General features: G+C 72.6%; 12 protein-coding genes and 1 pseudogene. 7 read left to right on the plus strand and 6 right to left on the minus strand.

Annotated features, from left to right (window positions below):
• Positions 1-30: 30 nt before the first annotated feature.
• Together AB0J02_RS08395 and AB0J02_RS08400 are read right to left on the minus strand one after the other, a co-directional pair.
• A complete protein-coding gene (locus tag AB0J02_RS08395) occupies positions 31-507 on the minus strand; it encodes a nitroreductase family deazaflavin-dependent oxidoreductase (RefSeq protein ID WP_363192799.1) in 477 nt (158 codons plus the stop codon).
• The gene (locus AB0J02_RS08400) at positions 507-1,700 is read right to left on the minus strand and encodes an acyl-CoA dehydrogenase family protein (protein ID WP_363192800.1); all 1,194 of its coding nucleotides are present in this window, start codon (positions 1,698-1,700) and stop codon (positions 507-509) included. The genes AB0J02_RS08395 and AB0J02_RS08400 overlap by 1 nt, the downstream gene beginning before the upstream one ends.
• A 105-nt stretch (positions 1,701-1,805) precedes the next feature.
• On the opposite strand from AB0J02_RS08400, the gene AB0J02_RS08405 reads away from it, so the two are divergent.
• Together AB0J02_RS08405 and AB0J02_RS08410 are read left to right on the plus strand one after the other, a co-directional pair.
• On the plus strand, positions 1,806-2,975 hold the full coding sequence (locus AB0J02_RS08405) for an acetyl-CoA acetyltransferase (protein ID WP_363192801.1): 1,170 nt from the start codon (positions 1,806-1,808) through the stop codon (positions 2,973-2,975).
• Between the two features lie 202 nt (positions 2,976-3,177).
• Entirely contained in the window at positions 3,178-3,840 is a 663-nt protein-coding gene (locus AB0J02_RS08410) for a pyridoxal 5'-phosphate synthase (RefSeq protein ID WP_363192802.1), read from the plus strand.
• Between the two features lie 22 nt (positions 3,841-3,862).
• Here the strand turns inward: AB0J02_RS08410 and AB0J02_RS08415 are convergent.
• The 3 genes and pseudogenes from AB0J02_RS08415 to AB0J02_RS08425 all read right to left on the minus strand — a co-directional run.
• Positions 3,863-4,078 (minus strand): annotated as a pseudogene (locus tag AB0J02_RS08415) (GNAT family N-acetyltransferase); the annotation flags it as partial.
• Positions 4,079-4,115: 37 nt separating this feature from the next.
• Complete coding sequence (locus AB0J02_RS08420) at positions 4,116-4,586, minus strand: Zn-ribbon domain-containing OB-fold protein (protein ID WP_363192803.1); 471 nt, start codon at positions 4,584-4,586, stop codon at positions 4,116-4,118.
• Entirely contained in the window at positions 4,586-5,035 is a 450-nt protein-coding gene (locus AB0J02_RS08425; protein WP_363192804.1) for a DoxX family protein, read from the minus strand. The genes AB0J02_RS08420 and AB0J02_RS08425 overlap by 1 nt, the downstream gene beginning before the upstream one ends.
• A 179-nt stretch (positions 5,036-5,214) precedes the next feature.
• Here AB0J02_RS08425 and AB0J02_RS08430 point away from each other — a divergent pair, with 179 nt between their 5' ends.
• The 4 genes from AB0J02_RS08430 (at position 5,215) to AB0J02_RS08445 (ending at position 10,393) form a co-directional block, all read left to right on the plus strand.
• The gene (locus AB0J02_RS08430) at positions 5,215-6,387 is read left to right on the plus strand and encodes an NAD(P)/FAD-dependent oxidoreductase (protein WP_363192805.1); all 1,173 of its coding nucleotides are present in this window, start codon (positions 5,215-5,217) and stop codon (positions 6,385-6,387) included.
• Between the two features lie 238 nt (positions 6,388-6,625).
• Entirely contained in the window at positions 6,626-8,848 is a 2,223-nt protein-coding gene (locus tag AB0J02_RS08435) for an acetate--CoA ligase family protein (protein ID WP_363192806.1), read from the plus strand.
• Positions 8,849-8,884: 36 nt separating this feature from the next.
• The gene (locus tag AB0J02_RS08440) at positions 8,885-9,706 is read left to right on the plus strand and encodes an enoyl-CoA hydratase-related protein (RefSeq protein WP_363192807.1); all 822 of its coding nucleotides are present in this window, start codon (positions 8,885-8,887) and stop codon (positions 9,704-9,706) included.
• 57 nt (positions 9,707-9,763) lie between these two features.
• Complete coding sequence (locus AB0J02_RS08445; RefSeq protein WP_363192808.1) at positions 9,764-10,393, plus strand: flavin reductase family protein; 630 nt, start codon at positions 9,764-9,766, stop codon at positions 10,391-10,393.
• Positions 10,394-10,400: 7 nt separating this feature from the next.
• Here the strand turns inward: AB0J02_RS08445 and AB0J02_RS08450 are convergent, their stop codons facing one another.
• Complete coding sequence (locus tag AB0J02_RS08450; protein WP_363193037.1) at positions 10,401-11,708, minus strand: MFS transporter; 1,308 nt, start codon at positions 11,706-11,708, stop codon at positions 10,401-10,403.
• Between the two features lie 85 nt (positions 11,709-11,793).
• Here AB0J02_RS08450 and AB0J02_RS08455 point away from each other — a divergent pair, with 85 nt between their 5' ends.
• A complete protein-coding gene (locus AB0J02_RS08455; protein ID WP_363192809.1) occupies positions 11,794-12,771 on the plus strand; it encodes a helix-turn-helix domain-containing protein in 978 nt (325 codons plus the stop codon).
• Positions 12,772-13,107 lie beyond the last annotated feature (336 nt).

Below are 13,107 nucleotides of genomic sequence, written 5' to 3' on the forward strand. Positions count from 1 at the left end.
GAGCCGCCGCCGTTGCAGTTCCGGACGCGTTCAGCGTCGCTCGATCCGGAACAGTCTGATCTCCCGTTCCACCCGCGCCTGATACGCCGCGTACGGCGGCCAGAACGTCAGCACCGCGGCCCAAGCCTCCTCCCGCTCGGGGGAGTTGAGCAGCCGGGCCGTCACCGGGATGGACTCGCCGCGCCAGCTGATCTCGGCATCCGGGTGCGCCAGCAGATTCGCCGTCCAGGCCGGATGCCCGGGCCGCCCGAAATTCGACCCGATCAGCAGCCAGGTGCCCTTCCCCTCCTCGGGCATGCAGGCGAGCGGTGTGCGCCGCACCAGCCCGCTCTTCGCGCCGCGGGCGCTGAGCACCACACCCGGCAGCATCTGGGCGCTGAGCAGCACCTTCCCGCGGGTGAGGCGGTGGACGGCGCGGTCGAGGGCGGGGACGAGGTGCGGGGCGACGCGGGCGAAAGCCCTGGTCGACGAGACCTTCTGGACGAGCCGGATACCGGGCGGGGCCATCAGGCGCTCACCCCGGCCGGCCGCGCGAACAGCTCCGCGGCCTGCGCCGCGCGCGCCCGCAGCAGGTGAACGGGCCCGAACAGCAGCTCGTCGCCGGTGGCCCGCTTCAGGTACAGGTGCGCGTCGTGCTCCCAGGTGAAGCCGATGCCGCCGTGCAGCTGGACGGCCTCGGCGGCGGCCGTGCGCAGGGCTTCGAGGCCCTGGGCGAGCGCGAGCCCGCCGACCCGCTCGCCGCCTTCGACGCTCGCGGCCCAGGCGGCGTAGTACGCGGCCGAACGCGCCGCCTGCACCTGTACGTACACGTCGGCCAGCCGGTGCTTGACCGCCTGGAAGGACCCGATGGGGCGCCCGAACTGCTCGCGTTCCTTGACGTATTCGACGGTCCGCTCCAGGGCCCGGCCGGCGGCGCCCACGGCTTCGGCGGCGAGCAGCGTGGCGACGGTGTCGCCGGTGGCGGCGAGCGCTCCCGCCACATCGGCCTCCTCGCCCCCCAACAACTCCGCCCGTACGTGCCGGAGTTCGATGCGTGCTTGCGGCCGCGTCTCGTCCAGGGAGGTCTGCCGCGTGCGTACGAGGCCGGTGGCGTCGTCGCGCACGAGGAACAGCAGTGTGCGGGAGCGGGCGAAGCCGCCGGTGTGCGCGGCGACGAGGAGCAGTCCGGCGCTGTGCCCGTCGAGCACCTGCTCGGCCTGCCCGTACAGCTGCCAGCCGTCGCCCCGCCGGGTGGCCTGCACGCCGCCCGCGCGGCCGCCGCCCGCCCAGTCGCCCGCGTTGTCGGCGACGAGACCGAGAGCGGTGGCGAGCCCGGTGCCGGGTACGGCGAGGGCCGCGGTCAGCTCTCCGCCGGCGATCCGCGGGAGCAGGGCCGCCTGCTGCTCCTCGGTGCCCAGAGCGGTGATCAGCGGGGTGGCGAGGGCGCTGGTGGCGAAGAGCGGGGTCGGCGCGATGACCCGCCCCAACTCCTCTTCTACCAGCGCCAGTTCGGTGATCCCGGCGCCGGCGCCGCCCCGGTTCTCGGGCAGGGCGAGCCCCGGCAGTCCGAGCTCCGCGCCGAGGGTGGCCCACAGGGCGCGGTCATGGCCGGACGGGGTGCGGGTCGCGGCCTTGACGTCGTCCGGGGTGCAGCGTTTGGTGGTGAGTTCGCGCAGGGTACGGCGGATCTCCTGCTGCTCCTCGGTGAACCTGGCGTCCATGCGGGCCCCTTTCTGACGGGTCGTCATGTTAGGGCCGGTGGCCGCGTATGCCCAGAGGCAGGCACACCCGTTACGGGGCACGCAATCTGATGTACCGTCAGATTCATGACTGGCCCCCACCGTAAGGCCGCCATCACGGGCATCGCCCTCTCCGACTGCGGCCGCGTCGACGACGCCACTCCCTACGCCCTGCACGCCCAGGCCGCGCGCCGCGCGCTCGCCGACGCCGGGCTCACCCCGGACGTCGTCGACGGGTTCGCGAGCGCGGGCCTCGGCACGCTCGCCCCGGTCGAGATCGCCGAATACCTGGGGCTCAAGCCCCGCTGGGTCGACTCCACCTCGGTCGGCGGCTCCACCTGGGAGGTCATGGCGGCCCACGCGGCGGACGCCATCGCCGCCGGGCACGCCCGCGCCGTCCTCCTGGTCTACGGCTCCACGGCCCGCGCCGACATCAAGGCGAAGCGGCGCACGGCGAACCTGTCGTTCGGCGCGCGAGGACCGCTCCAGTTCGAGGTCCCCTACGGCCACACGCTCATCGCCAAATACGCGATGGCGGCCCGCCGCCACCTGCACGAGTACGGCACCACGCTCGACCAGCTCGCCCAAGTCGCCGTCCAGGCACGGCAGAACGCGTCCCGCAACCCCGACGCCATGTTCCGCGACCCGATCACGGTCGACGACGTCCTGTCCGGGCCGATGATCGCCGACCCGTTCACCAGGCTCCACTGCTGCATACGCTCCGACGGCGGCGCCGCCGTGCTCATGGTGGCCGAGGACCTGGTACCCGACTGCGCCAAGTCGCCCGTCTGGGTGCTCGGTTCGGGCGAGTACGTGTCACACACGACCATGTCGGAGTGGGAGGACTTCACGGTCTCCCCGGCGGCGGTGAGCGGCCGGCTCGCGTTCGAGCGGGCAGGAGTGCGGCCGGACGAGATCGACATCGCGGAGATCTACGACGCGTTCACCTACATGACGCTGGTGACGCTGGAGGACCTCGGGTTCTGCGCGAAGGGAGAAGGCGGGGCCTTCGTCGAGAAGGGCCGGCTGCGGCACGACGGGGAACTGCCGACGAACACCGACGGCGGCGGACTCTCCGCCCAGCACCCGGGGATGCGCGGCCTGTTCCTGCTGGTGGAGGCCGTACGGCAGCTCCGCGGGGAAGCCGCCGGACACCAGGTGCACCGCCCGGACGGCTCCCCACCCGCGCTGGCGGTGGCCTCCGGCACGGGCGGGTGGTTCTGCTCGGCGGGGACCGTGGTGCTGGGGCGGAACTGACGGGCGACCCGCGCGGTGGTCCCGTGCCGGCCGCGACCACGAGCGGGCCGCCGGGCCTGGGGCCCGACCGGCGACCCGCGCCCCGCGACCCGCTCCGCGGGCGGTAATCCCGTGCCGGCCGCGGAGGTGACGTCGGCCACGCTCGGGCCACGCGCTCTCCCGGGTCCCCGGGCCGTCCCCGCCGACCGGCGACAATCGCTTCATGGAAGCCGACCTGGAAATGGAAACCCTGCTGAGGTCCCTGCGCGTCTGGGACACCGAGCTGCCCGCCTTCGACCTCGACGCCGCGCCCGGGGCACCGCTGCCCTTGTTCGTGGAGTGGTTCGCGGCGGCCGTGGCGGCCGGGCAGACCGAGCCGCACACCCCGTCCCTCGCGACCACGGATGCCGAGGGCCGCGCGGACATCCGTACGGTCATGCTGCACGGCGCCGACGCCCGCTCCCTGCACTTCGCCTCGCACTCCGGCAGCTCCAAGGGCCGCCAGCTCGCCGCGCGCCCCTTCGCGGCGCTCGGCTTCTACTGGCCGGTGCAGGGCCGCCAGATCCGGGTGCGCGGCGCGGTCCGCACGGCCCCCGCCGAGGTCGCCCACGCCGATCTGCACGCCCGCTCGACGGGTGCGCTCGCCTCGGCCCTGGTCGGCCACCAGAGCGAAACCCTCTCGTCGCAGGCCGAGTTGGTGCGTGCCTCCGAGGCAGCCTGGGAGAAGGCGCAACGCGAACCCGACGCCACCGTGCCGTCGTGGACGGTGTACGAACTGGAACCGGACGAGGTGGAGTTCTTCCAGGGCGACGCCCGCCGCCGTCACCTACGTCTCAAGTACACGCGCCAAGCGAACGGCTGGTCCAAGGAGCTGCTGTGGCCGTGAGCGCCCTGAAGACGAGGACGGGTCAGTCACTCCCCGCCTCGAACAGCCACACCGCGAAGTCACGGACGGGCCGGTAACCGAGGCGCTGGTAAAGGGCGTTGCTCGTGGCATTGGCACGATCCGTGAAGAGCACCACATCGCCCGCACCGGCAGCCGGCGCCGCGCGGCGCACCTCAGCGGTGACGGCAGCGGCGTAACCCCGGCCGCGCAGCTCCTCGGGGGTATGGACAGGGGTGACAGCGGCCATCGAGACGGGCGTGCCGTCCGCAGCCGGATTATCCGAGGCCCGCGGGCCGGAACACGGGTACGGCGAAGCCACCTCCAGCGTCGCCGCCCTCGCCGTCCTGCCGGAAGGCGACCTGGAGGCGCATTCCCACGTGCAGGTCCGCCTCCGCGCAGTCCACGATCTCCGTCATCATCCGCGGCCCTTCGGCGAGGTCGACGACGGCCGCGACGTAGGGGGTGCGGCCGCCGAACGGGGGCAGGTCGTTGCGGTGCACCACGGACCACGTGTAGAGCTCGGCGCGCCCGCTCGCGACGCGCCACCGCACGACCCCGGGGTCGTCGCTCCAGCAGAACGGGCAGAACTCGCGCGGGTAGTGATGGGCGCGCCGGCAGGCGGAGCACTGCCGCAGCAGCAGGCGGCCCTCGGCGGCCGCGTCCCAGTAGGCGCGGCTGAAGGCATCGGGCTCGGGGACGTCGAAACGTACATCGGCACCGGTCGTGGTTCCGGTCGTCGTGGCCATCAGAACAGTCCGATCGCGTGGTCGAGGGACCAGGTCTGCCAGGACATGGCGAACAGCGCGACGAGCGAGGCGAGGCCCATCATCGCGTTCTGCCCCTGCTCGGCCCAGTCGTGGATCATGAGCAGGAAGTACAGGAGATTGAGCAGCAGCCCGCCGACGAGCGCGACCGGCGTCAGGAACCCCGCGATCAGGCCGAGCCCCAGGGCGAGTTCGGCGTAGACGACGACGTACGCCATGATTCTCGGCCGCGGTTTCACGACGGCGTCGAAGCCGCTGCGCACCGCGTTCCACCGGTGCTTGTCCGCCACGCCCGCGGCCCACGCGATGCCGCTGCCGCTCTCGAACCAGCTCTTCCTGTCCTTGTGCCGCCAGCTCTCCAGCCACCACAGGCCGAGGCCGATGCGCAGCACGGCGAGCCATTCGGCGCCGCTGAGCCCTGTCGCGTCCATGCGCTGCAGCCGCCTCCCGATCGGTTTCTGACGGTACGTCAGTTCAGCGCATCCGGCACCGTGCGCGCAAGAGCCCGTACCCGCGGGACGTCCCCCCACGTGGACACCGTGATCAATTCGCAACCGGTTCCGATCTTGACCGAGACCCATCAAGTGAGCGCGCGATTACGCTCCCGCACATGACCGACCCGAACCCTTCACCGGCTGCCCGCAGCCACGAACGCCCGCCCGTGTACGTCATCGGCGGCGGCCCCGGCGGTCTCGCCGCGGCCGCGGGCCTGAAGGCACACGGCGTGCGGGCCGTCGTCCTGGAGAAGTCCGACCGGGTCGGCGCCTCCTGGCGCGGCCACTACGACCGCCTCCACCTGCACACCACACGCCGCCTCTCCAGCCTGCCCGGCCTGCCGATCCCGCGCCGTTTCGGCCGCTGGGTCTCCCGTGACAACGTCGTGCGCTACCTGGAGAAATACGCCGAGTTCCACGATCTGGAAGTCGTCACCGGGGTCGAGGTCACCCGCGTCGACCGCGCGCCGGACGGCACCGGGTGGCTGCTGCGGGCCACCGGCGGCCGCGAGCTGACGGCCGCCGCGGTCGTCGTCGCCACCGGCTACAACCACACCCCGCGGCTGCCCGACTGGCCGGGCGCCTCCTCGTACACCGGGACGCTGCTGCACGCGAGCGAGTACCGCTCCCCCGCCCCCTACGCCGGGCAGGACGTCCTCGTCGTCGGCGCCGGCAACACCGGGGCCGAGATCGCCGTCGACCTGACCGAGGGCGGCGCCGGGCGGGTGCGGCTCGCGGTACGCACCGCCCCGCACATCGTGCGCCGCTCCACGATGGGCTGGCCGGCCCAGCTCACCGGCATCCTGTGCCGCCGCCTGCCGGTGCGGCTCGTCGACCGGCTCGCCGTCCCCCTGGGCAGGCTGAGCGTGCCGGACCTGTCGGAGCGGGGGCTGCCGCGCCCGGGGACGGGCCTGTACTCGCGGGTGCGCGAGGGTGCCGTCCCGGTGCAGGACGTCGGGCTCATCGACGCGGTGCGCACGGGGAAGGTGCGTCCCGTGGCGGCGGTGGTGTCCTTCGAGGGCGCGGAGGTCGTCCTGGCCGACGGCACGCGGCTGACCCCGGACACGGTGATCGCGGCGACCGGCTACCGGCGGGGCCTGGAGGACCTGGTGGGCCACCTCGGCGTCCTCGACCCGGCGACGGGCCGCCCCCGACCGCACGGCGCCCGCACGCTGCCGTCGGCGCCCGGCCTCCACTTCTCCGGGTACACGAACCCGATCAGCGGCATGCTCCGCGAGCTGGCGCTGGACGCGGACCGGATCGGCAGGGCGCTGGCCAGGTCCGCCTGACGGGGGCCCGCGCCCCGCGAGCGCCCACCGTCCACTCCGGGCCATCCGGCCCGCCGCCCGTTCCGACCGCCCCCGCGGCGGGCAGAAGTACATGACCGGCACCACATCGGTTCCGCATCCGCCCCAGCCTTTGCGTGCAGCCCTGTTCCTGACGGAGCGTCAGTTAAGTAATCTGACTGAGCGTCAGTTAGAGCTTCACGCCAGAGTTGTCGCTGTCACACAGGAGCGGGGCGGACCGATGCTTGGATCGACTTACGGCACCCTGACCACCGACTCCCGCCGGGCCCGCGTGATCGCCTGCGGCGAGCGGCCCGGTCCTGCCGTGCACGGCAGGACCGGCACCGACGAGCGGGACGTCAGCGGACGGCCCCTGCACTCCGAGGTGCCGGACCTGGACCGGTTCTTCCGGCCCGGGTCCGTGGCCGTCATCGGGGCCTCCGACACCGAGGGGCGGCCCAACACGGGCATCACCCGCCAGCTGGTGGGCTGGGCGGAACGGGTCGGGGCGCGCCTGTACCCCGTGCATCCGACGCGGGAGTCGGTCTTCGGGCTGCCCTGCTGCCCGTCCGTCTCCGACCTTCCGGTCCAGGTCGACCTGGCCGTGCTGCTGGTCGCCGATCCGCTCACGGTCATCGAGCAACTCGCCGATACGAAGGTGAGGTTCGCGGTCGCCTTCGCCTCCGGGTTCGCCGAGACCGGCGACGCGGGCGCGGAGGCGCAGGAGCGGCTCGCGGCGGCCGTCGAACGCTCGGGGCTGCGACTGCTCGGCCCGAACACCAACCTCAACGCCTTCGAGCGCTTCCGCGACGACCTCGACGGGCCCGCCATCGCGCTCATCACGCAATCCGGCCACCAGGGGCGCCCGGTCTTCGCCCTCCAGGAGCTGGGCATACGGCTCTCGCACTGGGCGCCGACGGGCAACGAGGCCGACCTGGAGACCGCCGACTTCATCTCCTACTTCGCGCGGCAGCCCGAGGTCGGCGCCATCGCCTGCTACGTCGAGGGCCTCAAGGACGGACGGTCCTTCCTGCTCGCCGCCGACCGGGCCGCGCGCGAGGGCGTGCCCGTCGTCGCGGTGAAGGTGGGGCGGACCGAGACGGGCGCGCGCACCGCCGCCTCGCACACCGGGAAGCTGACCGGCGCGGACACCGTCGTGGACGCGGCGATGCGGCAGTTCGGCGTGATCCGGGTCGACGGCCTCGACGAACTCCAGGACACAGCCGCCCTGTTGGCGCGAGCCAGGCCGCCACAGTCCGACGGCGTCGTCGTCTACTCCATATCCGGCGGCACCGGCGCCCACTTCTCGGACCTGGCGACGGCGGCGGGACTGACCCTGCCCACGCTCCCCGAGGCCAGGCAGGCCGAACTGCACCAGTGGATCCCCGAGTACCTGAATGTCGCCAACCCGGTCGACAACGGCGGCCACCCCGTCGGCGACCACCGCGGCCGGAAGATCATCGACGCGATCCTCGCCGACCCGTCCGTCGGTGTGCTCATCTGCCCCATCACCGGGCCCTTCCCCCCGATGAGCGACAAGCTCGCGCAGGACCTGGTGGACGCGGCCGAGCGGACGGACAAGCTGGTGTGCGTGGTGTGGGGCTCGCCGGTCGGCACCGAGGCCGCGTACCGCGAGACCCTCCTCGGCTCCTCCCGGGTGGCCACCTTCCGCACCTTCGGCAACTGCATCACCGCCGTCCGCGCCTACCTCGACCACCACCGCTTCACCTCCTCCTACCGCTCACCCTTCGACGAGGCGCCGCGCACCCCGTCACCGTCCTTCCGCAAGGCGCAGGCCCTGATGCGCCCCGGCAACCAGCTGAGCGAGCACGCGGCGAAGCAACTGCTGCGGGCGTACGGCATCCGCGTACCGCGCGAACAACTGGTGACCAGTGCGGCCGCCGCGGTGCGCGCCGCGTCACTCGTCGGCTACCCCGTCGTCATGAAGGCCTCGGCGCCACAGCTCGCCCACAAATCCGAACTCGGCCTGGTCAAGATCGAGTTGACCTCCGCGAGCCAGGTCAGGGACGCGTATCGCGAACTCACCGACATCGCCCGCTACGAAGGCATCGGCCTCGACGGAGTCCTCGTCTGCCAGATGGTCGAGCGGGGCGTGGAGATGGTCGTCGGGGTCACGCACGACGAGCTGTTCGGCCCGGCCGTCACCGTGGGCCTGGGCGGCGTGCTCGTCGAGGTCCTGCGGGACACCGCCGTCTGCGTACCCCCCTTCGGCGAGCGCCAGGCCCGCGCCGCCCTCGACGAACTGCGCGGCCGCCCCCTGCTCGACGGCGTCAGGGGGGCGCCCCCCGCGGACATCGACGCGCTGGTCGAAGTGGTGCTGCGGGTCCAGCGCATGGCACTCGAACTGGGCGACGACCTCGCCGAGCTGGACATCAACCCGCTGATGGTGCTGCCCCGCGGGCAGGGCGCGGTCGCCCTGGACGCGCTGGCCGTCTGCCGCTGACCCGCATCCGCGCTCGCCCCCGGAACGGAGCTCCCCATGACGCCCACCCCTGAAGCCGCCGGCAATCCCCCGCACTCATGGGTACTGCACGCCACTGACAACAACGTCTCGTGGATCACCCTGAACCGCCCGGAGGCCATGAACGCCGTCACCCGGGACCAGCGCGAACGCGTCATCGAGCTGCTCGCCGCCGCCTCCGCGGACCCGGACGTACGCGCCGTCGTCCTCACCGCGTCCGGCAAGGGGTTCTGCGCGGGCGCGGACCTGCGCGGCGCGCCGGCGACCGGGGAGCGGGTCGCGGGCGACGTGTCCCGCACGATCCGGCTGGGCGCCCAGCGCCTGATCGCCGCGGTCCTGGACTGCGAGAAGCCGGTGATCGCGGCGGTCAACGGCACGGCGGCCGGCCTCGGCGCGCACCTCGCCCTCGCCTGCGACCTCGTCCTGGCGGCGGAGTCGGCCCGCTTCATCGAGGTGTTCGTGCGCCGCGGCCTGGTGCCCGACGGCGGCGGCGCCTATCTCCTGCCCCGCCTGGTCGGCCCGCAGCGCGCGAAGGAGCTGATGTTCTTCGGTGACGCGCTGCCCGCCGCCGAAGCGGAACGCATCGGCCTGGTCAACAGGGTCGTACCGGACGCGGAGTTGGCGAAGACGGCGCGGGACTGGGCCGAGCGTCTGGCCACCGGCCCGACCCGCGCCCTGGCCCTCACCAAGCAGCTGGTGAACCAGTCCCTGGACGCGGACCGCGCCACGGCGTTCGCGGCGGAGGCGACGGCGCAGGAGCTGAACATGACCACGCACGACGCGAACGAGGGCGTCGCCGGCTTCGTCGAGCGCCGCCACCCCGACTTCCGGGGCCGCTGACAGCGGGAGCACCCACCACCCTTCCCAACTGACGCCCCGTCAGGTTCACTGGTGGACATGATGGGACACGCAGGGATGGCGGCCACCGTCGTCCGGTACCTCAGGTCGGTCGGCGCCCCCACCACGGCAGGTCCCCGGCCCGGGGCGGAACCACTGCCCCGCCCCGACCTGCGCGCGGTCGGCGACGACGAGCGCGCCCCGGTCGACCCGGCCGAGTTCCGCCGCGTGCTCGGCACCTTCGCGACCGGCGTCACCGTCATCACGGCCCCGTCCGGTACGCCCGGCGAGGCCCCGGCGGGGTTCGCCTGCCAGTCCTTCGCGTCGCTCTCCCTGGACCCGCCGCTGGTGGCGTTCATGGTGGCCCGCACGTCGACGACGTGGCCGCGGATCGCGCGCGCGGGGGTCTTCTGCGTGAACGTACTGGGCGCGGACCAGGGCGAGTTGTGCCGCGGATTCGCCGTCAGCGGGGCCGACAAGTTCGCGGGCGTCGACTACAGCGCGGCACCGTTGTCCGGCTCACCCCGGCTGGACGGCGCGGCCGCGTGGATCGACTGCGCGATCCACGCGGTCCACACCGGCGGCGACCACCTGATCGTGGTCGGCCGGGTGACGGCTCTCGGCACCCACGCCGAAGAGAAGAAGCCCCTCCTCTTCCACCGGGGCCGCTTCACGCGGCTCGGCGACTGAGAACACCTCAGCCCGCGGCGACAGCGGCGGCCGGCGCTGGGACCTCCACCGCCTTCCCCCGCCGGATCACCAGAGACATCAGAGCGGCCACGGCGCACAGCGCCCCGGACGCGTACCAGATGAGGTCGTACGACCCGGTCACATCCCGCACCACACCCCCCAGGAACGCCACGACCGCGGCCCCCACCTGGTGCGAGGCGAGCACCCACCCGAAGACGATCGCGCTGTCCTCGCCGTAGTGCTCGCGGCACAGGGCGATGGTCGGCGGCACGGTGGCGACCCAGTCGAGGCCGTAGAAGACGATGAACAGAACCATCGGCGGATGCACGGTCGGGAACAGCAGGATCGGCAGGAAGAGCAGCGAGATCCCGCGCAGCGCGTAGTACACGGCCAGCAGCCGCCGCGCCTCGAACCGGTCGGTGAACCACCCCGAGGCGATCGTCCCGACCACGTCGAATACGCCGATGACCGCGAGCAGCGAGGCGGCGGCCTGGACCGGCATGTGGTGGTCGTGGGCGGCGGGCACGAAGTGCGTCTTGACGAGCCCGTTCGTGGAGGCGCCGCAGATGGCGAACGACCCGGCGAGCAGCCAGAAGGGCCCGGTCCGCGCGGCCTTGAACAACACCCGGACTGCCCGCCGGGCAGCTCCCGCCACCGGAGCGGGCTTCGCCACGAACTCGGCGGCCCCATAGGGCGTCACCCCCACATCGGCAGGGTGATCCCGCAACAGCAACCACACGAAGGGCACCACGGCGAGCGCCGACAGGGCCACGGTCACCGCGGCGGGTTCCCAGTCGTGCCGATCCACGATCCAGGACAGAAGAGGCAGGAACACCAGCTGCCCGGAGGCACCGGCGGCGGTCAGGATGCCGGTGACGAGCCCCCGCTTGGCCACGAACCAGCGGTTGGTGACGGTGGCCGCGAAGGCGAGGGCCATCGACCCGCTGCCGAGCCCGACCAGCACACCCCAGTACAGGACGAGCTGCCAGGCGGCGGTCATCCACACGGTGAGCAGCGACCCGACGGCGATGACGGACAAGGCGACCGCGACGACCTTGCGTATCCCGAACCGGTCCATCAGAGCGGCGGCGAACGGAGCGGTCACCCCGTACAGCGCGAGGTTCACGGACACGGCGAACCCGATGGTCCCCCGCGACCAGCCGAAATCGTGATGCAGCGGCTCGATGAGCAGCCCGGGCAGCGAGGCGAAGGCGGCGGCGCCGATGATCGTCACGAAGGTGACCGCGGCCACGGCCCAGGCCCGGTGGAACCCTCGCCCGCCACGCCGGCCACGGGTGCCGGGGGAGTCATGAATCTCTGTCGTCGTCACACCCAGAGCCTCCGCCACCGCACGATCCCGCACGAGTGGCCCGAACGACAGCATTCGCTAGGATCGGGCCATGAGTGTTTCCCGGCACCGCGTAGCCGTACTCGCGCTCGACGGCCTGATCCCGTTCGAACTGGGCATCCCCCAAAGGATCTTCGGCAAGGCCCGCACCCCCGCGAGGCAACCGCTGTACGAGGTCATCACGGTCGCGGTCCGCGGGGCGGGCCCGGTCCAGACGGACGCCGACTTCGCGATCCTGGTCGAGAACGGCCCGCAGGCCCTCGCCACAGCGGACACGGTGATCATCCCGGCGTCCTACGAACTCGGCCCGGCCTACGAAGAGGGCCGCCTCAGCGACGACCTGAAGACGGCCCTCTCCCACATCCGCCCGGGCACCCGCATGGTCTCCATCTGCACCGGCAGCTACGTCCTCGCGGCCGCGGGCTACCTCGACGGGCGCCCCGCCACCACGCACTGGGCGGAGGCGGCCCGCTTCCAGGAGCTCTACCCCTCGGTCCGGGTCGACGCGGACGTGCTCTTCATCGACGACGGCGACGTCCTGACCTCCGCCGGTGTCGCCGCCGGCATCGACCTGTGCCTGCACATGGTCCGCCGCGACCACGGTGCGGCCGTCGCCAACGAGGTCGCCCGCCGCACCGTGGTCCCGCCGCACCGCGACGGCGGCCAGGCCCAGTACATCCAACGCCCGGTTCCCGAAGCCCAGTTGGCGACCACCACAAAAGCCCGCGCCTGGGCCCTGGCCCGCCTCCACGAGCCCATCCAGCTCCGCGACATGGCCGAACAGGAATCCATGTCCGTCCGCACGTTCACCCGCCGCTTCCGCGAAGAGGCCGGCATCAGCCCCGGCCAGTGGCTCACCCGACAACGCGTGGAGCGTGCCCGCCATCTCCTGGAGACCTCGGCGCTCTCTGTCGACCAGGTGGCCGGCGCGGCGGGTTTCGGCACGGCCCAGTCGATGCGGATGCATTTGCAGTCGGCGCTGGGGGTGACCCCGACGACCTACCGCCGCACGTTTCGCTCCGCGGGTTGAGCGGCACTGTCCTCCAGCCCCGGGCTCCGCCCCGGACCCCGCTCCTCAATCGCCGGAGGGGCTTGAAATACCGGCACTCAGCCACCCACGAGACCTCCATCACCGGAAGAGCTCGGAGGAACCGGCGCTCAGCCACCCACGAGACCTCCATGGCCGGAAGGGCGGAAAGGAACCGCCGCTCAGCCGACCACGAGACCTCCATCACCGGAAGAGCCCGAAAGAACCGGCACTCAGCCACCCACGAGACCTCCATGGCCGGAAGGGCGGAAAGGAACCGGCACTCAGCCGACCACGAGACCTCCATCACCGGAAGAGCCCGAAAGAACCGGCACTCAG

It is taken from the genome of Streptomyces sp. NPDC050264 (assembly GCF_040655895.1).
GTDB lineage: Bacteria > Actinomycetota > Actinomycetes > Streptomycetales > Streptomycetaceae > Streptomyces.